Source organism: Pseudomonas sp. B611, from assembly GCF_055407965.1.
Genome location: NZ_JBUZST010000002.1, coordinates 611,588 through 634,936 on the forward strand (window position 1 = coordinate 611,588; position 23,349 = coordinate 634,936).

At 61.6% G+C, this 23,349-nt stretch carries 18 protein-coding genes; 5 read left to right on the forward strand and 13 right to left on the reverse strand.

Annotated elements, in window-relative coordinates; genetic code table 11:
- Positions 1 to 5: 5 nt before the first annotated feature.
- Together ACZRMO_RS07840 and ACZRMO_RS07845 are read right to left on the reverse strand one after the other, a co-directional pair.
- On the reverse strand, positions 6 to 299 hold the full coding sequence (locus ACZRMO_RS07840) for a fructose-bisphosphate aldolase (protein WP_463972450.1): 294 nt from the start codon (positions 297 to 299) through the stop codon (positions 6 to 8).
- Positions 300 to 768: 469 nt separating this feature from the next.
- Positions 769 to 1,434, reverse strand: coding sequence for a polysaccharide lyase family 7 protein (locus ACZRMO_RS07845; RefSeq protein WP_463972451.1), 666 nt, complete (start codon positions 1,432 to 1,434; stop codon positions 769 to 771).
- A gap of 310 nt (positions 1,435 to 1,744) precedes the next feature.
- Here ACZRMO_RS07845 and ACZRMO_RS07850 point away from each other — a divergent pair, with 310 nt between their 5' ends.
- From ACZRMO_RS07850 to ACZRMO_RS07860, 3 genes are read left to right on the forward strand one after another with little or no spacing between them, the layout of a single operon-like run.
- Positions 1,745 to 3,850 carry a putative bifunctional diguanylate cyclase/phosphodiesterase gene (locus tag ACZRMO_RS07850; protein WP_463972452.1) on the forward strand — a complete coding sequence of 702 codons (2,106 nt, stop codon included), beginning with the start codon at positions 1,745 to 1,747 and terminating at the stop codon, positions 3,848 to 3,850.
- Positions 3,851 to 3,892: 42 nt separating this feature from the next.
- Positions 3,893 to 4,393: a M48 metallopeptidase family protein gene (locus ACZRMO_RS07855; RefSeq protein WP_017735682.1), complete on the forward strand. Its 501-nt coding sequence runs from the start codon at positions 3,893 to 3,895 to the stop codon at positions 4,391 to 4,393.
- Positions 4,394 to 4,412: 19 nt separating this feature from the next.
- Positions 4,413 to 4,709 (forward strand): winged helix-turn-helix domain-containing protein, encoded by a 297-nt coding sequence (locus tag ACZRMO_RS07860; protein ID WP_124527228.1) that lies wholly within the window; start codon positions 4,413 to 4,415, stop codon positions 4,707 to 4,709.
- 115 nt (positions 4,710 to 4,824) lie between these two features.
- Here the strand turns inward: ACZRMO_RS07860 and ACZRMO_RS07865 are convergent, their stop codons facing one another.
- Positions 4,825 to 5,277: a GNAT family N-acetyltransferase gene (locus tag ACZRMO_RS07865; protein WP_124527227.1), complete on the reverse strand. Its 453-nt coding sequence runs from the start codon at positions 5,275 to 5,277 to the stop codon at positions 4,825 to 4,827.
- A 177-nt stretch (positions 5,278 to 5,454) separates the two neighbouring features.
- On the opposite strand from ACZRMO_RS07865, the gene ACZRMO_RS07870 reads away from it, so the two are divergent.
- Entirely contained in the window at positions 5,455 to 6,192 is a 738-nt protein-coding gene (locus tag ACZRMO_RS07870) for a substrate-binding periplasmic protein (protein ID WP_124527226.1), read from the forward strand.
- A 104-nt stretch (positions 6,193 to 6,296) separates the two neighbouring features.
- Here ACZRMO_RS07870 and yccS read toward each other — a convergent pair whose 3' ends face one another.
- From yccS to betI, 10 genes are all read right to left on the reverse strand, one after another.
- Positions 6,297 to 8,480 carry a YccS family putative transporter gene (yccS, locus tag ACZRMO_RS07875; RefSeq protein WP_124527225.1) on the reverse strand — a complete coding sequence of 728 codons (2,184 nt, stop codon included), beginning with the start codon at positions 8,478 to 8,480 and terminating at the stop codon, positions 6,297 to 6,299.
- 215 nt (positions 8,481 to 8,695) lie between these two features.
- On the reverse strand, positions 8,696 to 9,874 hold the full coding sequence (locus tag ACZRMO_RS07880; RefSeq protein ID WP_463972453.1) for a BaiN/RdsA family NAD(P)/FAD-dependent oxidoreductase: 1,179 nt from the start codon (positions 9,872 to 9,874) through the stop codon (positions 8,696 to 8,698).
- A 132-nt stretch (positions 9,875 to 10,006) separates the two neighbouring features.
- The gene (gene dbpA / locus ACZRMO_RS07885) at positions 10,007 to 11,344 is read right to left on the reverse strand and encodes an ATP-dependent RNA helicase DbpA (RefSeq protein ID WP_235865629.1); all 1,338 of its coding nucleotides are present in this window, start codon (positions 11,342 to 11,344) and stop codon (positions 10,007 to 10,009) included.
- 131 nt (positions 11,345 to 11,475) lie between these two features.
- Positions 11,476 to 12,903: a multidrug transporter subunit MdtD gene (gene mdtD, locus ACZRMO_RS07890; protein ID WP_124527223.1), complete on the reverse strand. Its 1,428-nt coding sequence runs from the start codon at positions 12,901 to 12,903 to the stop codon at positions 11,476 to 11,478.
- Positions 12,904 to 12,940: 37 nt separating this feature from the next.
- The gene (locus ACZRMO_RS07895; protein WP_463972454.1) at positions 12,941 to 13,789 is read right to left on the reverse strand and encodes an alpha/beta fold hydrolase; all 849 of its coding nucleotides are present in this window, start codon (positions 13,787 to 13,789) and stop codon (positions 12,941 to 12,943) included.
- 291 nt (positions 13,790 to 14,080) lie between these two features.
- Positions 14,081 to 15,397, reverse strand: coding sequence for a TldD/PmbA family protein (locus tag ACZRMO_RS07900; protein ID WP_463972455.1), 1,317 nt, complete (start codon positions 15,395 to 15,397; stop codon positions 14,081 to 14,083).
- On the reverse strand, positions 15,397 to 16,839 hold the full coding sequence (locus ACZRMO_RS07905; protein ID WP_463972456.1) for a TldD/PmbA family protein: 1,443 nt from the start codon (positions 16,837 to 16,839) through the stop codon (positions 15,397 to 15,399). Before ACZRMO_RS07905 ends, ACZRMO_RS07900 begins: the two co-directional genes overlap by 1 nt.
- 167 nt (positions 16,840 to 17,006) lie before the next feature.
- Positions 17,007 to 18,710, reverse strand: a complete 1,704-nt coding sequence (gene betA / locus ACZRMO_RS07910) for a choline dehydrogenase (RefSeq protein ID WP_463972457.1) — start codon at positions 18,708 to 18,710, stop codon at positions 17,007 to 17,009.
- A 156-nt stretch (positions 18,711 to 18,866) separates the two neighbouring features.
- Positions 18,867 to 20,339 carry a betaine-aldehyde dehydrogenase gene (gene betB / locus ACZRMO_RS07915; protein WP_463972458.1) on the reverse strand — a complete coding sequence of 491 codons (1,473 nt, stop codon included), beginning with the start codon at positions 20,337 to 20,339 and terminating at the stop codon, positions 18,867 to 18,869.
- Positions 20,340 to 20,431: 92 nt separating this feature from the next.
- Complete coding sequence (gene betI / locus ACZRMO_RS07920) at positions 20,432 to 21,025, reverse strand: transcriptional regulator BetI (protein ID WP_015886274.1); 594 nt, start codon at positions 21,023 to 21,025, stop codon at positions 20,432 to 20,434.
- 380 nt (positions 21,026 to 21,405) lie between these two features.
- Between betI and ACZRMO_RS07925 the strand changes: the two genes are divergently transcribed.
- Complete coding sequence (locus tag ACZRMO_RS07925; RefSeq protein ID WP_463972497.1) at positions 21,406 to 23,340, forward strand: BCCT family transporter; 1,935 nt, start codon at positions 21,406 to 21,408, stop codon at positions 23,338 to 23,340.
- Positions 23,341 to 23,349 lie beyond the last annotated feature (9 nt).

Here is a 23,349-nt window from a genome sequence, read left to right on the forward strand (position 1 = left end):
TTCGATCAGGCGGCTTCAGGTGTTGTGAATCCCCGGTGCTCGATGACGCGGAACACATCACTGACGTCCTGCACCAGAATGCGCGCCGTGTTCGTCACATTGTTCAGGTCGCGCTCGGCGAAGTCCGGCAGGCTGGAGCAGGCCATCAGGTTGAGGTGCTCAAGGGCGGCGTTGAGGCGTTCGCGTAGGCAGGCGTGGAGGTCCGGCAGCGGGGCGTCGCTGTCGATCAACAGGACGGGGTTGTCGGTTGCGTTTTCGGTGCAGGGGTAGAAGCGGCGGGGTGGATGCTGTTGTGTCATGGCAAATACTCCTCGTATCAAGAAGGACTACCGCCGTTCGCTGCGAAACGAAATGGGTGGTAGCTGTGTGCGGGTTCGCAGACCGAGGATACGAGGAACCCGGCAGATCCGAAGATCTCCCACACACAGCCACCATAAAACAGACGACGGGCGCCGAAGCGCTCATCATTGTATTCATGATGCTTGGTTACACACGTATCGTTAGGGCTGCGAAACCCTATCGCCGTTCAATGCCGGCGACGGGGCGAACTATATGCGGGGTATCGACTTGCCGCAACGGCCCTGTAGGACGCAGAACCCCTGTGGGAGCCGGGCTTGCCCGCGATGGCGGTGGGCCAGCCACCGAAGATGTTGCCTGATACACCGCCATCGCGGGCAAGCCCGGCTCCCACAGGGATTATTCGCGTGTTCAAAAAGGTGATTGATCTCTGGCTCGTTAGGACAAGGCCTACACGATAGTGAGCGAGGCTCAGTCGTGATCAATATCCAGCTTGGCAAACGTCACCCGCGCGCCTTCCTTGCTATCCCCACTGTTGTCCTGCACATACACCCCCGCCTTGAAATACAACGGCTTGGCCCCCCACGCCGCACCAATGCGCTCATTCCACTGCCCATCAGCGGCATACACACTGAGCAGCCCGGCTTTATTCAAATTAATGACATAGGTAAAGCTTTTCTCCAACGGCACATTGGACGCCACGGTAATCACCCGGCCCTCGCTGTCATCCGGTCGCATGCGTACCTTGGCGACGATATTGCCGGTCTGGGTCTTCTCCTTGAATTGGTATTCCAACTTGATCAGCGGCTTCTGGCTGTCATAGGCATGGATCTGCCCGATAACCACTTTGCCGGAGGAGGGTACCTGGTTGACCTCCAATGTGGCCCGCAGGAAGTTGTTCGCGTCCGGGTAGGTCCAGTTGCGCAAGCGCCCATCGGCGTAGGTCTCACGCAATTCGCTGCGTGGGTAAATGGCGTTTTCCGTGCGGGTGCCGGTGACGGGGGTCCAGAATTGCACGTTGCTGCCTTCGGCCTGGAAGTACTGGTCGTTGAAGCCGCTCATCAGCTTCGGCGTGTCGATGGTCGCGGGGGGCGACCCGACCGGGATGCTGAGGTTCCAGGTGGAAAGATCGATCATGGTGTAGGCCTTATACAGGAGGTGAAGGCTTTGGCCCGTGGGCCAGACGGGTTCTTTATAGGCGGTGGTCCCGCGGTTGTTAAACATTTTCTGACGATTTATTGGCGCCAAATGAATGCCAAAAAGCCATGTTTCCCATGAACCGTGGCCTGTAGGGGTTGACCGTTAGTCGGCTTCCTGAGCTTTGAGTCAATGATGGCACCCACGTCACTTCTGCTTTGTAGGAACCGGGTCTAGAGTGAGCCCTCAGGGTTTGTCCGGGTTTTCTCTCAAAAATGACCGGAATGGCTCCTTAAGGAAGAGACGTAGCATGGATTGCGCTCCACATAACGGCGATGGCAGTTCGGTTCTTCTGGTGGTCGATGACTACCCGGAAAACCTCATCAGCATGCGCGCGCTTTTGCAGCGCGAAGACTGGCGGGTAATGACCGCCGCTTCCGGGCTGGAAGCCCTGGAATTACTGCTGGCCCACGAAGTCGACCTGGTTTTGCTCGACGTACGCATGCCCGGCATGGACGGGTTTGAAGTGGCGCGGCTGATGCGCGGCAGCCAACGCACGCGCATGACGCCGATTATCTTCCTCACCGCTCACGCCCAATCTCCCGCCGCGGTGCTGGAAGGCTATGCCAGCGGTGCGATCGACTACCTGTTCAAACCCTTCGATCCGCATATCCTCAAGCCCAAGGTGCAGGCGCTGCTGGAGCACCAGCGTAATCGCCGGGCGTTGCAGCGCTTGAGCCACGACCTGGAATCGGCCCGCGCCTTCAATGCGTCGGTGCTGGACAACGCCGCCGAAGGCATCCTGGTGGTGGGTGAGGGCAGCGTGATCCAGTACGCCAACCCGGCGATCTCGCGGCTGCTGAATGCGACGATGGCCGAGTTGCAGGGTGAGAGTTTCTTGAGCTTTCTGCAAAAACCCCATGTGCCCGCCTGGCTGAGCTTCCCGATGTACGAGGCGTATTGCAACGGCGAGACCTGGCGCCAACACGACGCCATTTTGCGCACCAGTCGCGGCCAGCAGGTGCCGGTGGCTTTATCCAGCGCGCCACTGCCCAGCGAGCAGAAGGCCATGGTGGTGACGGTGCTGGACATGTCCGAAGTGCGTCACCTGCACCAGCAACTGGAGTTCCAGGCGGTTACCGACCCGTTGACCGGCCTGCTGAACCGGCGCGGCTTCCACCAGGCGGTGGAGAGCACCCTGTTGCGCAGCGAGCGTAACGACCACGCGCTGGTGTTGTTGTACCTGGACCTCGATGGTTTCAAACGGGTCAACGACTCGTTGGGGCACGACGCGGGGGATCGGGTGCTGCGCTGGGTGTCGGAGCAAATGCAGGCGTGCTTGCGTTCCGGTGACATTCTGGGGCGCATGGGCGGAGATGAGTTCACCGCCTTGCTGGAGGTGGAATTCCCCGAGCAAGCGGCCAAGATTGCGGAAAAACTCATCGAACGCGTGTCGATCTGCCAACAGATCGAGGGCCTGGATGTGATGCTCGGGGTGAGTATCGGTATTGCCACCTTCCCCGATTGCGGCGCGGACTTGAGCGGCCTGCTGCGTGCAGCGGACATCGCCATGTACGAAGCCAAGCGCGCGGGACGTCAGCAGTATCGTTATTACGACCAGGAAATGAACGGCCGTGCCCGCTCACGGCTGATGCTCGAAGACAGTGTGCGCACGGCCATCGAGAACAAGGACTTCACCCTGGTGTACCAGCCTCAGGTGTCGGTGGAGGATGGGCGCTTGCGGGGTGTCGAGGCGCTATTGCGCTGGCAGCACCCTAGCGTCGGTGATGTGCCGCCGGGGCTGTTTTTGCCACTGCTGGAAGAGGCGCGCCTGATCAGCCAGTTGAGCGCCTGGATCTACCTGCAAGTCGCGGCCCAGCGCCAGGCGTGGCAATCGACCTTCGACCCGGAGCTGGTGTTGAGTGTCAGCCTGAGCAGCAACCAGTTCACTATGCCCAACCTCGCGGCCCAGCTGCAGCAGGTGCTGGAGCGACATGGTTTGCAGGGGCGCCAGCTGGAGGTGGAGATTGGTGAAGACAGCTTGACCAGCAACCTGGAAGAGTCCGCCAAGCAACTCAAGCTGCTGCGCCAGATCGGGGTGCGGATCGCCCTGGATGACTTCGGCATGGGCCATTGTTCCCTGGCCCACCTGCGTGACCTGGATTTCGACACCCTCAAGCTCGATCCGCAGTTGGTCTCGCGCCTGCCGGATTCGCCGCGGGATGCGGCGATGGCGCGCAGCATCATCGAGCTGTGCGGGCATTTTGATGTGCTGGTGGTCGCCGAAGGCGTGGCGACGCAGGCCCAGGCCGAGTGGCTCAAGGCCAATGGTTGCCCGTTTATCCAGGGGCCGTGGGTGGCGCAGCCGTTGATGGCGCACGAGATCGTGGCCTGGACGCCCCCTCGCCTGGGCTGAATTCGCTACACTGGCGGCCATTCGAACCCTGTTGCAGACCCCATGACCGCGCTGAAATACCTCCAGGCCTATCCCGCTGCGCTCCAGGAGCAAGTGCGCCAATTGATCGCCAAAGACCAGTTGGGCGCCTACCTGGAGCAGCGTTACCCCGAGCGCCACGCCGTGCAAAGTGACAAGGCCCTGTACGCCTATGCGTTGGCCTTGAAGCAGGAGCACCTGCGCAACGCGCCGGCCATCGACAAAGTGCTGTTCGATAACCGCCTCGACCTGACCCACCGTGCCCTCGGCCTGCACACCACGATTTCACGGGTGCAGGGCGGTAACCTGAAGTCGAAGAAAGAGATCCGCATTGCCGCGCTGTTCAAGGACGCGGCGCCGGAGTTCCTGCGCATGATCGTGGTACACGAGCTGGCGCACTTTAAGGAATCGGACCACAACAAGGCGTTCTATAAACTCTGCGACTACATGATGCCGGGCTACCATCAGGTGGAATTCGACCTGCGGGTGTACCTCACGTATCGCGACCTGCAAGGCAAACCCTGAGCGCACAAGGCGATTGACCATGGATGTGAGCAAGACCAAGAGCAGCTTCTACCGCCGCCTGTATGTGGCGTATCTGATCGACAGCGGCCTGGCCAGCAACGTGCCGGCGCTGACCGACGTGACCGGCATGCCCCGGCGCACGGCGCAGGACACGATTGCGGCGTTGGCCGACTTGGACATCGTGTGTGAATTCGAACAGGAAGACGGTGCGCGCAACCATGCGGGGCAGTATCGGATTCGCAGCTGGGGGGCGATTGATCGGGGGTGGATTGCTGAGAATCTGGACTCGGTGAAGCGGGTGTTGGGGTATCCCTGAAGTTTTGTGGTGAATGATCTGACGCCTTCGCGAGCAAGCCCGCTCCCACATTCGATCGCATTCCAAATGATGTACGCGGTTAAATGTGGGAGCGGGCTTGCTCGCGAAGAGGCCCTCAAACCCGCCGCATACCTATATGCGGAATGTCATCCTCCAGATACTCTTCCCCCGCCACCACAAACCCATACCGCCCGTAATACCCCTGCAAATGCGCCTGGGCCGACAGAAAAATCGGCGTCTCGGGCCAGATATCGGCAATGCGCTTGAGCGTCTCTTCCATCATCTGATGCCCCAGCCCGGTGCCGCGCGCTACGGGCGCCACGATCACCCGGCCGATCACCACGTCACCGCCCTGGGACTCCGGGTCCAGCAGGCGCAGGTAGGCCACCAGCTCATCATCTTTCCAGGCCATCAGGTGGTGGGTGTCACCGCCCAGGTCCTGCCCGTCGATGTCCTGATAAACGCATTTCTGCTCGACGACAAACACCTCGCCCCGCAGGCGCAGGATGGCGTACAGCTGTTCCTTGCCCAAGTCAGTGTGATGTTTGCAGACCCAATCGACTGTCATGGCGAAATCTCTTATCAGTAGGTGTTCTGGATAGTAAGCGCGGCAGCCGATTGTGTCTAAATCAGCTGTTTTTTGTGAGTGAAATCAAATTGCCATCACTGAGTGCATTCGCCGCCCGTTTCTTTGTGTAATCTTGAGCTACTGTTAGAACCTCTGGGCCCGCCAAGGACGTTGAGCATGCCGCGATTGTTTCGTGCCGTTGCTTTGATTGGAGTGTTGTTGCTGGCCCAGCCGGCGTTTGCCCAGCGTTTACGCCTGGTCGCGGATGCCTGGCCACCCTTTACCGATGCCACCTTGATCAATGGCGGCCTGGCCACCGACATCGTCAGCACGGCCCTGGCCCGTGCAGGCTACGCCAGTGATTTCGAACAGGTGCCGTGGGCCCGCGCGCTGATGGGCGTGGGCGACGGGCGGTATGACGTGCTGGTCAACGCCTGGTACGACGATGCCCGCACGCAACTGGGGCAGTTCTCCGGCGAATACCTGCTGAACCGCGTGCGTTTTATCAAGCGCCGCGACGATCCCATCGAGTTCAAAGATCTGGCGCAGTTGCACGACTACCCGATTGCGGTGGTGCGCGGTTATGCCTATTCGGCGGCGTTCGACGGCGATGTGCAGTTGCAGAAAGTGCCTGTGCACAACTTCTCCATGGCCGTGCGCATGCTTGCGGCGCAGCGGGTGCGGCTGACGGTGGAGGATGAATACGTAGCGCGGTATTACTTGGCGCGTGAATCGCTAAAGGTGCGCAATGCGGTGGAGTTTCTACCTACGCCGTTGAGTGAGAACAGCCTGCATATTCTGGTGAGCCTGAAGAACCCCGAGCATGCGCAGATCGTGGCTGGGTTTGATCGGGAGATTGCGCGGATGAAGGATGATGGCAGTTATGCGCGGTTGATGAAGGCGCATGGGATGTAGTGTCTGGAAGGGCCTCTTCGCGAGCAAGCCCGCTCCCACATTTGACCGAGTACACCCCTTGGAATGCGATCAAGTGTGGGAGCGGGCTTGCTCGCGAAGGCGATTTAAGCCTCGCCGGTTTCTTTGATCAAATGCGCAGCCAGAGTCCGCAACGGCCCCAACTGCCGACAAATCAACGCCAACTGCGTCTGCACCAACCGCTGCCCTTCATCAATCTCATCCGGCATCTGCTCCAGCTCCGCCGCCAGCGCTTCCTCGGCGTCACTCTGGATCGCAATCGGCTGCTTGTTCGCCAGCCCGGTAGCGATTTCATCGATGCTCGCCGCCAACGTATTCCCGGCGCCATCGATCAAATGCTCACGCACCTCCGCCGGCAGCTGGGTTTCGCGGTGGGCGCCGAGCCCCGACAAGTAGCTGAGCAAGGTGTGGGACAGCACCAGGAAGCGGAAGCCCACATCGGCCTCCTTACGGAAGTGCCCCGGCTCCATCAGCATGTTCGCCAGGGTCGTGGACAGCGCCGCATCGGCGTTGTGCGCGTTGCGTCGCGCCAGGCGGTAGGCCAGGTCGTCGCTTTTGCCGGCGGCGTATTGCTGCATGATCTGGCGCAAGTAGATGCTGTTGCAGGTCAGGGTGTTGGCCAGCACTTTGTTCAGGCGGCGGCCTTGCCAGTCCGGCAGGAACAGGAACACCGCCAGGCCCGCGATCAGGCTGCCGAGCAGGGTATCGAACAAGCGCGGCAGGAACAGCCCGTAACCATCACCGACCTGGTTGAAGCAGAACAGCACCATCAGGGTGATCGCCGCCGTGGCCAGGGTGTAGCGGGTGGTGCGGTTGATAAAGAACACCAGGCCGGCGGCGATGGCGAACATCGACTGCACCAAGGGGCTCGGGAACAGATCGAACAGCGCCCAGGCCACGGTGAGGCCGATGGCGGTGCCGATGATCCGCTGGCCGAGCTTGCGCCGGGTGGCGCCGTAGTTCGGCTGGCACACAAACAGCGTGGTGAGGATGATCCAGTAGCCCTGGGACGCGTGGATCGCGTGCAACATGCCGTAGCCGACCGTCAACGCCAGGGACAGGCGCAGCGCATGCCGAAACAGTAGCGACGTCGGCGTCATCTGCGTGCGCAGGCGCGTCCACATTTCCTTGAGGTTGCGCGGCGCACGGTCCAGCAGGTTGCTGTCGGTGGCATCCGCCAGGCGGTCGGGGTTGCTCGCATCGCCCAGCAGGCGGTCGAGGGTGGACAGGTTGGCCGCCAGCGCGCGCAACGAACGCAGGAGCCCGCGCCACGCCGGGTTGCTCTGGATGCGCAGGTGTTCCAGCGATGCGTTCAAGTCGCCCAAGGCTTCGGCGAAGCTGTCGTCATAGATGAACGGCTGGCGCAGCTGGATCGACTCGGCCAGGGTCTGGCAGGCCTTGCCCTGCTGGCGCAGCAGGCGCTGGCAGCGGAACAGCACGTCGCTGTGGAAGAAGGCTTCGGCCAGGGCGTTGTAAGGGTAGTGCGATGAGCTGGCGCGTTCGTGGATGTCCTGGGCGAGGAAGTACAGCTTGAGGTAACGACTGACCTTGGAACCCGGTCGACCATTGCCCACGCGGTGCAGGATGATTTCCTTCGCCGCATTCAGCGCGGCGACCACCCGGCCGTTTTGCTGGGCCAGTTCCAGGCGGCGCGCTTCCACATCCAACTGGCGGATCGGTTCGAACAGCGAGGATTTGAGCTTGAGGTAACGCCCCAATTCACGAAACAACCGCGCCAGGCTCTGCTGCACCGGCTGGTTGGAAAACAGCGCCTGCCACAGCACCGACAGCGCGCCATACCAGGCGGCACCGGCCACCAGCAGCAGCGGCTCATGCCAGAAGTCCGAGACCGCGCCACCGCGCTGGTCCACGCCGATCATGGTGTACACCGAGAGGATCAATGTCGCCGAGGCAATCGCGCCATAACGTTCGCCGAGGGCGCCAAGCATGGTCAGGCAGAAGGTGGCCAGGGCCAGGGAAATCGCGAAGATCCACGGATAGGGGAACAACAGCTCCACCGACAGCGCGGCAATGCTGAAACACACCAGCGTCACCGCCAGGGCGTTGAGGCGGCCTTGCCAACTGTCATCGGTCTCGGCCAGGGCGCTGGCGATAATCCCCAGGAACAGCGGGATCAGCAGCGTCATCTCATCCTGATACCAGCACAGCGCCATGCTGCCGGTGAGGGCGATGAATACCCGGATGCTGTAGCTGAATTTATCCAGCGCCCAGAGACGGCGCAGGGACTGCTTGAACGAGGTCGATGACATGAAGGCTGGAGTCTTCCGGGACGATGCCGTTAAGTTGGCGCATCAGTGACGCCACGGCAAGGGTCGCGATCACATCTGCTGGCAATTATTTCAGCAACACCACATAACAATGTGGGAGCTGGCTTGCCTGCGATTGCGACGGTGAATCCACCACCGCTATCGCAGGCAAGCCAGCTCCCACAAGGGATTGCATTTCAAGGGTTGAAGCCTTGGTGTCAGGCAAATTGCGCGGCGGCGTAGCCCGAAGCCCACGCCCACTGGAAGTTGAAGCCGCCCAGGTGACCGGTCACATCCAACACTTCACCGATAAAGTACAGGCCAGGGCTTTTCAGGGATTCCATGGTCTTGGACGACACTTCCCGCGTATCCACCCCGCCCAACGTCACTTCGGCCGTGCGATAACCCTCAGTCCCGGCCGGCACCAGCTGCCAGTTGCCGAGTTTCTGCGCGATATCGGCAATCTCGGCATGGGTGTACTGCTTCATCGGCTTGGACACAAACCAGGTTTCCGCCAGCAGGTTGGCCATCTTCTTGGTGAAGATCTCCCCCAGCAGGGTTTTCAGCTCGCTATTCGGGCGTTCGGCCTGTTGCTGTTGCAACCAGTCGTGGGCGTCGTGGTCGGGCAGCAGGTTGATCTCCACCGTGTCGCCGGACTCCCAGTACGAAGAAATCTGCAAGATCGCCGGCCCGCTCAAACCCCGGTGGGTAAACAGGATGTTCTCGCGAAAGCTCTGGTCGTTGCAGCTCACCAGGCAATCCACCGAGGTGCCGCTCAACTCGCCACACAAGTCCTTGAGCTGATCGGTGATGGTGAACGGCACCAGACCGGCGCGGGTCGGCAGCAGTTCATGGCCGAACTGCTTGGCCACTTGATAACCAAAACCGGTGGCGCCCAGTGTCGGAATCGACAGCCCGCCAGTGGCGATGACCAGGGATTCGCAGCGCAGCTCACCCAAGGTGGTCTGCAGCTGGTAGCCGCCTTCGACTTTGGCGATCTCCTCGATGGACGTGTCCAGGTGCATGTTGACGCCGACCTGGATGCACTCGTCGAGCAGCATGCCGAGGATGTCGCTGGATTTGTTATCGCAGAACAGCTGGCCGAGTTTCTTCTCGTGGTACGGCACGCCGTGCTTGGCCACCAGCCCGATGAAATCCCACTGGGTATACCGCGCCAGGGCGGATTTGCAGAAGTGTGCATTGTGCGAGAGGAAGTTGGCCGGCTCCGTGTACATATTGGTGAAATTGCAGCGGCCACCGCCGGACATCAGGATCTTCTTGCCGGCCTTGTTCGCGTGGTCGATCAACATCACCTTGCGCCCACGCCCGGCGGCGGTCAGTGCGCACATCAAGCCTGCGGCGCCGGCGCCAATGATCACAACTTCGGTCGAGCGCAAAACGGTGTCCTCAAGTTCATCAGATCGTTCCCACGCTCTGCGTGGGAATGCCGCATTGGACGCTCTGCGTCCGCTTAGTGACGCGGAGCGTCACGGGATGCGTTCCCACGCGGAGCGTGGGAACGATCAGGGTCAGAGGATCCGCACGCGCAACGAACGGCCCTTGATCTTGCCGTCATTCAAACGCTGCAACGCCTGCTTGGCGATCCCACGCTCCACGGCCACAAACGCCTGGAAGTCAAAGATCGCGATCTTGCCAACCTGCGCCCCCGGGATCCCGGCTTCACCGGTCAATGCACCGAGGATGTCACCTGGACGCACTTTGTCTTTACGCCCGGCAGCGATGCACAGGGTGCTCATGACTGGCAGCAACGGGCCACCGCTTTGCGGCTTGAGGTTGTCCAGTTGGTCCCAGTTCAGCGGCGACTTTTGCAGTTGCTCGATGGCCTGGGCGCGGTGTGCTTCGGACGGTGCAACCAGGCTGATGGCAATCCCGGTCTCGCCGGCACGGCCAGTACGACCCACGCGGTGAATGTGGATTTCCGAGTCACGGGCCAGTTCGACGTTGATCACCATGTCCAGCGCGTCAATGTCCAGGCCGCGTGCCGCCACGTCAGTCGCAACCAGCACCGAGGTGCTGCGGTTGGCGAACATCGCCAGTACCTGGTCACGGTCGCGCTGTTCCAGGTCGCCATGCAGGCCGACGGCAGAAATGCCCTTGGCCGTCAGGTGGTCCACGGTTTCCTGCACTTGCTGCTTGGTAAAGCAGAACGCCACGCACGACGCGGGGCGGAAGTGCGCCAGCACCTTAGTCACCGCGTCCATGCGCTCTTCCGGCGAGATCTCGTAGAAACGCTGCTCGATCTGGTCGTCGGAGTGGAACGCCTCGGCCTTCACTTGCTGCGGCGCGCGCATGAACTTGGAGGCCAGCTGCTTGATGCTCACCGGGTAGGTGGCCGAGAACAGCAGGGTCTGGCGGCGTGGCGGGGTCTTGCTGATGATGTCTTCGATGGCGTCGTAGAAGCCCATGTCGAGCATGCGGTCGGCTTCGTCGAGGATCAGCGTGTTCAAGCCGTCCAGTACCAGCGAACCCTTGCGCAGGTGCTGCTGGATACGGCCCGGGGTGCCGACGATGACGTGGGCGCCGTGTTCCAGCGAGGCGATCTGCGGGCCGAGGGACACGCCGCCGCACAGGGTCAGGACCTTGATGTTGTCTTCGGCACGGGCCAGGCGGCGGATTTCCTTGGCGACCTGGTCGGCCAGCTCACGGGTCGGGCACATCACCAGGGCCTGGCAGCCGAAGTAGCGTGGGTTGATCGGGTTCAACAGGCCGATGCCGAACGCAGCGGTCTTGCCGCTGCCGGTCTTGGCCTGGGCGATCAGGTCCAGCCCCTTGAGGATCACCGGCAAGCTTTGCGCCTGGATCTGCGTCATCTCGACATAACCCAGCGAGTCGAGGTTAGCCAGCATGGCGGCGGACAGGGGCAAAGTATTAAAAGCGGTGGCGATGGTGGTCACGGGGCTGGCTCTGCAAAAACAAAATGTCGCGCAGTGTACCAGCCCTGTGGGATTTTCCCCGCAAGTTCTAGACGAGAAGCCGCTTAATGCTCGATGTGCTGCTCCGGGCTGGCCACGCGTTTGCCGTCTTTTGGCGACAATTGCAGGAAGATCGCCGCCGCCAGCATGGCCATGATGCCCACGGTAAGGAAGGTCAGCTGGAAGGCGCCAAGTACGCTTTCCACGCCGTCGTTACCCGTTTCAGCAGTAAACCCGCCGAGCAACGCACCGGCACAGGCTACCCCAAGGCTCAGGGACAATTGCGCCACCACCGACAGCAGGCTGTTGCCGCTGCTGGCCTGGGCGTCGTCGAGGTCGATCAGGGTCACGGTGTTCATCGCGGTGAATTGCAGCGAGTTGATCGCCCCCAGCACCGCCAACATGCCCAGCAGCAGCGGGTAGGGCGTGTGTTCCGTGACCAGGCCCATGCTCGCCAGCATGATGCCCAGCGCCAGGGTGTTGCCGGTCAGCACGATGCGGTAACCCAAACGCTCGATCAGCGGCCGCGCGATGGACTTGGCAAACATCGCCGCCGCCGCCAGCGGCAGCATGCTCATCCCCGCTTCCGACGGTGAATAACCCAGCGCCACCTGCAATAGCAGCGGCACCAGGAACGGCAACGCGCCGCTGCCCAGGCGCGCAAACAGGTTGCCGAGGATGCCCACGGCAAAGGTGCGGGTCTTGAACAGCACCGGCGAAAACAGCGGGTTATCGATGTGCCCGGCGCGCAGCCAGTACGCCGCCAGGCACGCCAGCCCGCCGAACAGCAGCAACATCACCCGCAGGTGCGGCAGGTGCAGTTCGCCCAGGCCTTCCATGGCGATGGTGATCAGCACCATCGCCGCGCCAAACAGCAAGAAACCGATCCCGTCGAAGCGCGTGCGCTCGCTGCCGCGCAGGTCGGGGATGAACTTCCACACGGCGTAGCAACCGATCATGCCCACCGGCAGGTTGATCAAAAAGATCCAGTGCCACGTCAGGTACTGCACCATCCAGCCGCCCATGGTCGGGCCGAGCAAGGGGCCGAGCAGGCCGGGGATGGTGATGAAGCCCATGATCCGCACCAGTTCCGAGCGCGGGTAGGCACGCAGCACCACCAGCCGCCCGACCGGCAGCATCAGCGCACCGCCCAGGCCTTGGATCACACGCGCGCCGATCAGCATGCTCAGGCTGCTGGACAACGCACAGAGCAGCGAACCGATGCTGAACAGCATGATTGCGCCAAAGAAGATTTTCTTGGTGCCGAAACGGTCGGCGATCCAGCCCGACGCCGGGATCAGCAAGGCCACGGTGAGCATGTAGGCGATCACCACGCCTTGCATGCGTAGCGGGTTTTCTGCGAGGTCGCGCGCCATGGCCGGTAACGCAGTGTTCAGAATCGTCCCGTCCAGCGACTGCATGAAGAAGGCAATCGCCACCACCCAGGGGAGCCAGCGGGCGGTCTTGGCATCGAGCGGGACGCGATTCGGCATAGAAAACCCTTTTTGTTAGCAGGCTATGTGTTGGCGATTATGCGCCATCCGTCGCGCCTTTTCCCACCAGGAAATCCAGCAACGCAGCGTGCACGGCCACGGCGGCTTCGCTGGATTCAAGATCGAGCAAGTGGCCGGTATGTTCGGCCACGGCAAAGCTGCTGCGCCCTACATACTCCTTGAACAACTGCGCTTCGGCGGCCGGCGTGTATTCGTCCAGGGTGCCGTTGAGAAAGTGCACCGGTGTTTCAATCCTCTTGAGCGCTGGCAGGTAATTGCCATCGCCCAAGGCCAGCACCTGATGAATATGAAAACGCGCCTGGCGGTATTCGGTGGTGGCCATTGTGGACAGGTGCCGATGGTTGTTGCGCTTGAGCCGAGGCGACAGGTATTTGCCCACCGTCTCGTTGAGCAAATCGCCAACCGCAGACTTGTCATCCGCCTCGATCAACACCCGCACGCGCTCCACGTAATCGAGCATGGCCGGGTTGAGGTTGGGCGCCAGGGCCATCACCACCGAGCTTTGGATCGACGGCGGGTTATGGGCCAGGGTCAGCAGCGTGGAGATGCCGCCCCAGGAGGCCGACACCAGATGGTTGACCTCGAAGCGCTCCACCAGGGCACGCAGCATCTGCACTTCGTCGTCCTTGGTCACCAGGTCGAGATCGGTGTTGTGCTCGCGGGAATAGCCCGAGAAGGGCAGGTCGAACAGCAATACATTGAAATGCTCGGCCAGGCACTTGCTGGTGCGGGCGAACGAGCGGGTGGTGGACAGCGCGCCATTGACCATCAGCACGGTGTTTTTTTGCGGGTCGTCGCCCAGTTGCTCGACGTGAACGTTGTAGTGCTTGAACAGCTTGTTGATGACGAAACTACCGTGGTCCATGTGAACGCTCACTTCCTGTGGGTGGCGGTATGCCACTAACCGTTATAGCGAGGTTTTTTGCGGGGGACAACAGAGCACAGGGGAACAAGTGCGAGATGGGATTTCCCGGTAGGAATATGGGAATTAAGCGACCTGAAAACACCGCAAAACTAATGTGGGAGTGGGCTTGTGTGGGAGCGGGCTTGCTCGCGAATACGGTGGGTCAGTCAACTCATTCAGTGACTGACACACTGCTTTCGCGAGCAAGCCCGCTCCCACACAAGCCCGCTCCCACAGGGGGATCTGCTGGGTTTAGAGGGTCAAGGTCAGGCGTTTGACCAAGGCGCCTGGCAGCAAGTTGGATGAGGTATTGCGCTGGCTGTAAGTACTCGCCGACAGCAGCAACTCCCGCTCCGCCGTCAGCGCTTCCAACTGCGAACCCAGCAGGCTGAACACACTGTCATCAAAGCGCATCGTACTCACCGGCGCCTTGATCTCGCCGTCTTCCACCCAGAACGTGGCAAAGCGCGTCATGCCGGTGAGGCGTGCGGCCGGCAGGTCGGAGTAGTTCAGGTACCACAGGTTGCTGATGTACAAGCCCGTGCCCAACTGTTTGAGGATGTCGGCCTGGGCCAGGCTGCCCGCCGCCATCTGCAAGGCGCTCGGCGCTTCGTCACTGCTGGCGCCGTTGGTGCTCAGGCCGTATTCGGCGGCGCTGCGGGAGTTGATCAATTCGCCCGCAGCCTTGCCGGCATTGATCAGCGTCACGTCGCCGCGCGGGTAGCCTTCGCTGGAAAACGCTTCGCTCAACGAGCCGCTGACTTGCTCGCTCACCGTCACCAGCGGGCTCAGGGACTGTTCACCCCCATACAGCTTTTGCAGCGAACTGCTTTTGCTGGCGATGGCCTGGGCGGAAAAACCACCCCAGGTGATGAGGTCGATGATTTCTTCCAGCGCCGCCGGTGCGAGGTAGGCGCGGTAGTGCCCCGGCGCCAGTTTATGTAGCGGGCGGCCGAGGAATTCGAGCTGCTCGCGGGCTTGCTGGAAGCGCGCGGCAAATTCGCGGCTGTCCCAGGTGTGCCCGGCGTAGCTGGCTTTTACCGCTTCGCCATTGGCGTGGAACAGGCTGAAGTCGAAGTTGAAACTATTGGCCTGGTGCCAGCCGAACGCCCCCGATGAACTGGCGAAGCCACGGCTGATGGGCCCGGCGGCGTAGAAACCGACCAGATCGACACCTTCTGCGGCGCGACTGATGTCTTCCAACACCTGGGCCAGCTCCGGCAACGGCTGGGCCTGTTCGTTGCTGCTTTGCCAAGCGTTGTGGTTGAGCAGCAGGTACGGGTCTTGTGGCAGCAGCGGCAACGTTTCGCGCAACTGTTGCAGGCCATCGGCGAGGCGCTGGCGATCCAGGGCCGGCTCGCCAGCCAGGGTGATGCCGAGGTCGGCGTGGCGCCCGTCGTTGATCAACTTGAGGTTGATGCTGGCCTGCTGAACCTGCCCGGCCTGGCGCACCTTGGCGTGGTTGAAGCGCACAAACTCGGACGCTTCTGCGGCGTAGCCCAGGTGAAATTGCTCGTTGTCGGTGATGGCCTGCTTGAGCCATTGCACCAGTGCCTTGAAGTTGTCCATCAGGCATCCCCTCCAAATACATCGACGTTGCTGAACACACACGCAGGCGAGGCATGCCCCACGCGGATCACCTGATTGGGTTCGCCTTTACCGCAGTTCGGCGTGCCCAACACCTCGAAGGTGCTGGCATCGCCGACGGCGCTGAGGTTGCGCCAGAACTGCGCGGAAATCGCCCGGTAGTTGGGGTTTTTCACCACGCCTTTGAGCTCGCCGTTTTCGATCAACTGGCCCCATTCGCAGCCGAACTGGAATTTATTGCGCGCGTCATCAATGGACCACGAACGGTTGGTGGACATCAGGATGCCGTTCTCGATATCGCCCACCAGTTGCTCGAAGCTCTGGTCGCCGGCCTCGATATTCAGGTTGGCCATGCGGTCGATCGGCGCGCGGTTCCAACTGCTGGCGCGGCTGTTGGCGACGCCGCCCATGCCCGAACGGAACTGCGACAACGCGCCGCCCAACGGTTTGAGCAACAGCCCTTCGCGAATCAGGAATTGTTTGCTGGCGGCGCTGCCGTCGTCGTCATGGCCGTAGCTGGCGAGCTGCTCGGGGATCTCGGGGTCGAAGGTCACGTTGAGCAGCGGTGAGCCGTATTGCAGCTGGCCGAAGTCGCTGGCTTTGACAAAACTGGTGCCGGCGTAATTGCGCTCATCGCCCAAGATGCGGTCCAGTTCCAGCGGGTGGCCGATGGATTCGTGGATCTGCAGGATCATCTGGTCGGGCATCAGCAACAGGTCGCGCGGGCCGTTGGGAGTGTTCGGCGCCAGCAGCAATTGCAGGGATTCGTCGGCAATGCGCGGCGCGGCGCCGGCCAGGCCGAAGCGGCTGATCACGCCAAAGCCGCCTTGCTGGCCGAAATTGCTGCCGCCCAGGGTGCGGGTCTGGCTGTCATGGCCGTCGTAGGCGGTGACGTTGACGCCGGGGAACACAAAACGCTGGGCCTGGCGCAGTTCGGCGCCGGCACTGTTGAGGTAGATCTGTTCGACGTGGGTCAGGCCGAGGCTGACTTCCCAGTTCACCAGGCGCTCGTCTTTGGGCACGGCGGCCGACTCGTCGCCCAGCAGTTGGTAGCAGTCGCTCAAGGACGGGAAGGCTTGCTCGAGATCGGGGGACAGGTAATCAGCCACATCGCTGGACACTGGCTGGTCGCGCAGGTCGAGCAGGGCGTGGGGTTTGATCAGCCGTGCTTGTTGCTCGGCGCGCTCAAGGGCGGCTTGCAGGCCAGTCAGGGAAATGTCGTTGGTCGCGGCATAGGCTTCCACACCGTTGAGACGCACGGTGAGCATGGCGCCCTCGTCGTGGTTCAGGTGCGGCGGTTCGGCGACGTTCTTGCGCACGGCCAGGTAGTGGCCGGATTCGCGCACGTAGCGCAGGGAGAAGAATTCGGCGCGGGTGCGCAGGGCACTGAAGTGCTGTTTGAGTGTGGCGTGGGCGTCGAACATCGGGACCTCCTTGAGGGCAGCGCAGCCGCAGAGGCTAGCATAGGTGATCGTCCCCACGCTCTGCGTGGGAATGCCGCCTTTGACGCTCTGCGTCTGCTCTGGAAGGTCGTGACGCGGAGCGTCACCGGATGCATTCCCACGCGGAACGTGGGAACGATCCGTTGCAGTTACTGCGCGGTAGGGCCCACTTCACGCATCGGCTTGCCACGCACCGGTGCATCGCCCGCCACGTAGTAGTCGGCGGTGCTGCGCGGCAGCGGCTGGCGGCCACGGATCTTGTCGGCGATTTTCTCGGCGATCATGATCGTCGGCGCGTTCAGGTTGCCGGTGGTGATGATCGGCATGATCGACGCATCGACAACACGCAGGCCTTGCATGCCATGCACGCGGCCTTCGCCGTCCACTACCGCCATGTCGTCGGTGCCCATCTTGCACGAGCAGGACGGGTGGAACGCGGTCTCGGCGTGTTCACGGATGAACTTGTCGAGTTGCTCGTCGGTTTGCACGTCGATGCCCGGGCTGATTTCGCGGCCACGGTATTGGTCCAGCGCCGGCTGTTGCATGATTTCCCGGGTCAGGCGGATGCCGTCGCGGAATTCCTGCCAGTCCTGCTCGGTGGCCATGTAGTTGAAGAGGATGCTCGGGTAGTCCCGTGGGTTCTTCGACTTCAATTGGATGCGACCACGGCTTGGCGAACGCATGGAACCCATGTGCGCCTGGAAACCGTGCTCTTTCACACCGTTGCTGCCGTTGTAGTTAATCGCTACCGGCAGGAAGTGGTACTGGATGTTCGGCCACTCGAATTCTTCACGGGTACGGATAAAACCGCCCGCTTCGAACTGGTTGCTGGCGCCGATACCGGTGCCGTTGAACAGCCATTCGGCACCGATGGCCGGCTGGTTGTACCAGAGCAGCGACGGGTACAGCGACACCGGTTGGGTGCACGCATATTGCAGGTACAGCTCAAGGTGGTCCTGCAGGTTTTCGCCGACGCCGGGCAGGTCGTGGACCACGGGGATGTCGAGGCTTTCCAGCAGTTTGGCCGGGCCAACGCCGGAGCGTTGCAGCAGTTGCGGCGAAGCGATTGCGCCGCTGCACACCAGCACTTCTTTACGGGCGCGGGCTTCAACGCGCTCTTCGGCAGCGCCGATCAGGTAACGCACGCCAACGGCACGTTTGCCTTCAAACAGCACTTTGTCGGTGAGGGCGTGGGTGACGATGGTCAGCGTCGAGCGCTTCTTGGCCGTGTCCAGGTAACCGCGCGCGGTGCTGGCGCGCCGGCCTTTAGGCGTGACGGTACGGTCCATCGGGCCGAAGCCTTCTTGCTGGTAGCCGTTCAAGTCCACGGTGCGCGGGTAACCGGCCTGTACGCCGGCTTCAACCATGGCGTGGAACAGCGGGTTGTTGCCGGCTTTTGGCGTGGTCACGCTGACCGGGCCATCGCCGCCGTGCCAATCGTTGGGGCCGATATCGCGGGTTTCCGCTTTGCGGAAGTACGGCAGGCAGTCGAGGTAGGTCCAGTTTTCCAGGCCTGGCAGTTTTGCCCAGCCGTCGTAGTCCATCGCGTTGCCACGGATGTAGCACATGCCGTTGATCAGCGAGGAACCGCCCAGGCCTTTGCCGCGACCGCATTCCATACGGCGGCCGTCCATGTGTGGCTCTGGATCGGTTTCGTAGGCCCAGTTGTAGCGGCGACCTTGCAGCGGGAACGCCAGTGCCGCCGGCATTTGCGTGCGGAAGTCGAAGCGGTAGTCGGGGCCGCCGGCTTCCAGCAGCAGGACGGTGACGCCTTCGTCTTCGGTGAGACGGGTCGCCAGGGTGTTACCGGCGGAGCCGGCACCCACGATGATGTAGTCGTATTCTTGGGACATTGGATGCACCCTCTTTGGAGATAGTCAGGACAGGCGAGTGCTTCGCACTCATCGCAGGCAAGCCAGCTCCCACATTTGATCGGGTTCACATAGAACAAAATGTGGGAGCGGGCTTGCCCGCGAAGGCGGCCTCGCAGGCAATACAGGACTCGGGTCTTAGAACACCGAGGCGTAATCGCCCAGCTCAACCTGTACCGATTTGATGCGGGTGAAGTTGTTCAGCGAGCTGATGCCGTTCTCACGGCCCACACCCGACTGCTTGTAGCCGCCCACCGGCATCTTCGCGTCGGACTCGCCCCAGGCGTTGATCCAGCAGATACCCGCTTCCAGCTGATGAATCACGCGGTGCGCGCGGTTCAGGTCCTTGGTCACCAGGCCAGCGGCCAGGCCGAAGTCGGTGTCGTTGGCGCGGCGGATCACTTCTTCTTCGGTTTCGTAGGTCAGGATCGCCATAACCGGGCCGAAGATTTCTTCACGCACGATGACCATGTCGTCGGTGCAGTCGGTGAACACGGTCGGGGCCACGAAGGCGCCTTTGGCGAAGTCGCCGTCGGTCAGGCGGTCGCCGCCGCACAGCAGGCGTGCGCCTTGCTCTTTGCCCTTGGCGATGTAGCCCAGCACGCTTTCCATGTGTTGGAAGCTGACCAGCGGACCGAAGTTGGTGTTTTCGTCTTCCGGGTTGCCGACGCGAATGCGCGCAACACGCTCAGCGATCTTGGCTTCGAACGCCGCTTGCAGGTGCTTGGGTACAAACACGCGCGTGCCGTTGGTGCAGACCTGGCCGGAGCTGTAGAAGTTGGCCATCATCGCGGTGTCGGCGGCGCGGTCGAGGTCGGCGTCGTCGAAGATGATCAGCGGGGACTTGCCGCCCAGTTCCATGGTCACGTCTTTCAGCGAAGAGCTGGAAGCGCTGGCCATGACCTTCTTGCCGGTGTCGGTGCCGCCGGTGAAGGAGATTTTTTCGATGCGCGGGTGCTCGGTCAGCCAGGTGCCGACTTCACGGCCGCTGCCGGTCAATACGTTGAACACGCCTGCTGGAACACCGGCTTCGGTGTAGATCTCGGCCAGTTTCAGGGTGGTCAGCGAGGTGACTTCGCTTGGCTTGAAGATCATCGCGTTACCTGCCGCCAGGGCTGGCGCGGATTTCCACAGGGCGATCTGGATCGGGTAGTTCCACGCGCCGATACCGGCGACTACGCCCAGCGGCTCGCGGCGGGTGTAGACGAAGGCAGTGTCGCGCAACGGGATCTGCTCGCCTTCGATCGCTGGCACCAGGCCGGCGTAGTATTCCAGCACGTCGGCGCCGGTGACGATGTCGACGTATTTGGTTTCGGAGAAGGCTTTACCGGTGTCCAGGGTTTCCAGGGCGGCCAGTTCGTCGTTGCGCTCGCGCAAGATGTCGACGGCACGACGCAGGATGCGCGAACGCTCCATGGCGGTCATGGCGGCCCAGATTTTCTGGCCTTTTTCGGCGCTGACCACGGCACGTTCAACGTCTTCCTTGGTAGCGCGTTGCACTTGGGCGAGAACTTCACCGTTAGCCGGGTTGATGGCTTCGAAGGTGGCATCGCTGCCAGCGTCGCTGTAGCCGCCGTCAATGTAGAGTTTTTGCAGTTCGAAACGGGCCATAAAGTCCTCGCAAGTGCATAAGTGGTTGGCGTTGACCGCCGCACCGTAGGCCGGTGCGGCAGCGTTCAGGGGTTGAGCGGTTTATGTGTGCTCTAACTCACCTGCTTGGCCAATTGGAAATCCATGTATTCGTAAGCGATCCGTTGCGCCTGCGCTGTGTCGAAAGCGTCTCCCGACAGGGCGCCGCGCAACCACAAACCGTCGATCAGGGCCGCCAGCCCTCGGGCTGCTTTGCGTGCGTGCGGCAACGGCAGCACTCGGCGGAACTGGCAGCACAGGTTGGAATACAGACGTTGATCGTTGATCCGCTGCAACCGGTGCAATGACGGGTGGTGCATGCTGGTGGCCCAGAAGGCCAACCAGGTTTTCATTGCCGGGCCGTTGACCTGGCTGGCGTCGAAGTTGCCCTCGATGATCACCTGAAGGTGCGCCCGTGGGCTGTCGTCCGTCAGGGCCAGTCGGCGTTCGTGGACGTTGTCGATCAGCGCGTTCATCAAATAGCGCATCGTCGCTGCAATAAGGCCGTTCTTGTCCTTGAAGTAGTGACTGATGATGCCGTTCGAGACGCCGGCCAAACGGGCGATCAGCGCAATGCTGGCATCTCCCATCCCGACCTGATCGATGGCCGTCAAGGTGGCTTCGATCAATTGCTGGCGGCGTATGGGTTGCATACCGACCTTGGGCATGTAGCACCTCTCCTTAGGCCTGCCGACGGGCGATGAACGTCTGTCGGCTTGATGGCCAGTCTATTTTGTTTTGATTGAACGTTCAATCAACAAAGAATAAGATCTGCGACAAATGGTCGCTGCCTACAGAAGTTTCCTGCCTGGGAGCCGCGACAAATGACACCTGCAAAAACCCTTGAAACGCCCTGTCTACCGGTTCGGTAGGGGGCCAGGGATTTTCGGGGTGTCTTTATAACACCCGTCCGTCGCCTGCCCATAAAGCGATGTCCCGGGATAACCGCTGCCTTGTGTTTCTCTCTCGCACTGCCCGGAGCATCTGCGCCATGAGTTCTGCCTCTCTTATAAAGACCCCGCCAGAAAAGGTGCGGGTCAACGGTTGGGTGTTCTACACCTCCACCGCGTTGATTCTGTTGTTGACGGCCATCCTGATCATCGCCCCGCAGGAGGCCGGGCGCATGCTCGGCGTCGCGCAAGCGTGGCTGTCGAAAAGCTTTGGCTGGTACTACATGGTGGTCATCGCCGCCTACCTGGTGTTTGTGGTCGGCCTGGCGTTTACGTCCTACGGCAAATTGAAACTGGGCAGCAAGGACGACACCCCGGACTTCAGCTACGGCGCCTGGGCCGGCATGTTGTTCTCGTCGGGTATCGGCATCTCGCTGCTGTACTTCGGCGCCTCGGAGCCGTTGGATCACTACTTCAACCCGCCCGAAGGCGCGGCCGCCAGCAATATGGCTGCACGCCAGGCGTTGCAACTGACGTTCCTGCACTGGGGCCTGCACGGCTGGGCGATCTACGCCTTGGTCGGCCTGGCCGTGGCGTACTTCGCCTACCGTCATAACCAGCCGCTGGCCTTGCGTTCGGCGCTGTACCCGCTGGTGGGCGAGCGTTGGGTGAAGGGCGCGGCCGGCCACGCGGTGGACGGTTTCGGCATGTTCGTGACCCTGCTGGGCCTGGTGACCAACCTGGGGATTGGCGCGATGCAAGTGTCGTCCGGGTTGGAAAACCTGTTCGGCATGGAGCACAACAACACCAACCTGCTGATCGTGATCATCGTGATGAGCACCGTGGCGACCATCGCTGCCGTGTCGGGTGTGGAGAACGGCATTCGCCGCCTGTCCAACCTCAACATCGTGCTGTTCAGCGGTTTGCTGATCTTTGTGCTGTTGTTTGGCCCGACCCTGCACCTGCTCAATGGCTTGGTGCAGAACACCGGTGACTACCTCAACGGTATCGTGCTGAAAACCTTCGACCTCTATGTGTACGAAGGCGACGCGGCGAAGACCGAAGGCTGGATGGGCCTGTGGACCCTGTTCTATTGGGCGTGGTGGATTTCCTGGGCGCCATTCGTCGGTATGTTCATCGCGCGGATTTCCCGTGGTCGCTCGGTGCGCGAACTGGTGGCCGGCGTATTGCTGATCCCGCTGGGCTTCACCCTGGCGTGGCTGTCGATCTTTGGTAACTCGGCGTTGGACCTGGTGCTCAACCACGGTGCCGTGGAGTTGGGCAAGACGGCGCTGGAACAGCCGTCGATGGCCATTTACCAACTGCTTGAGTACTACCCGGCGTCGAAAGTCGTCATCGGCGTGTCGATCTTTGTCGGCTTTGTGCTGTTCCTGACCCCGGCGGATTCCGGCGCGGTGATGATGGCCAACCTGTCGTGCAAAGGCGGCAACGTGGATGAAGACGCGCCGCACTGGCTGCGGATCTTCTGGTCGGCCGTGATCACCCTGGTGACCATTGGCTTGCTGTTTGCCGGCAACTTCCAGGCCATGCAAACCATGGTGGTGCTGGCGGGGCTGCCGTTCTCGGTGGTGCTGGTGTGCTTTATGTTCGGTTTGCACAAGGCGATGCGCCAGGACGTGGCCATCGAACAAGAGCAGGCGCAATTGGCTGAACGTGGCCGTCGTGGTTTCAGCGAGCGCCTGACCGCGCTGGACCTGCAACCGAGCCAGGGCACGGTGCAGCGTTTCATGGACAAGCACGTAACGCCGGCGTTGGAAGAAGCCGCTGTTGCGCTGCGTGAGCAAGGGTTGGAAGTGCAGACGCTGCTGGGCAAATCCAAGCGCTGCATCGGTGTGCGCATCGAGATGGAAGAGGGCAATCCGTTTGTCTACGAAGTGAGCCTGGACGCTTACTCGTCGGCCTCGACCGACTTGCCTGAAGAAGAGCGCACCCGCTACTACCGTGCCGAGGTGTACCTGCACAACGGGCCTCAGGAATATGACCTGATGGGCTTCGCCCAGGAACAGATCACCCGGGACGTGCTCGATCAGTTTGAAAGCCATCGGCAGCTCCTTGGCCGGGTCTATAGCTGATAGTTAAAG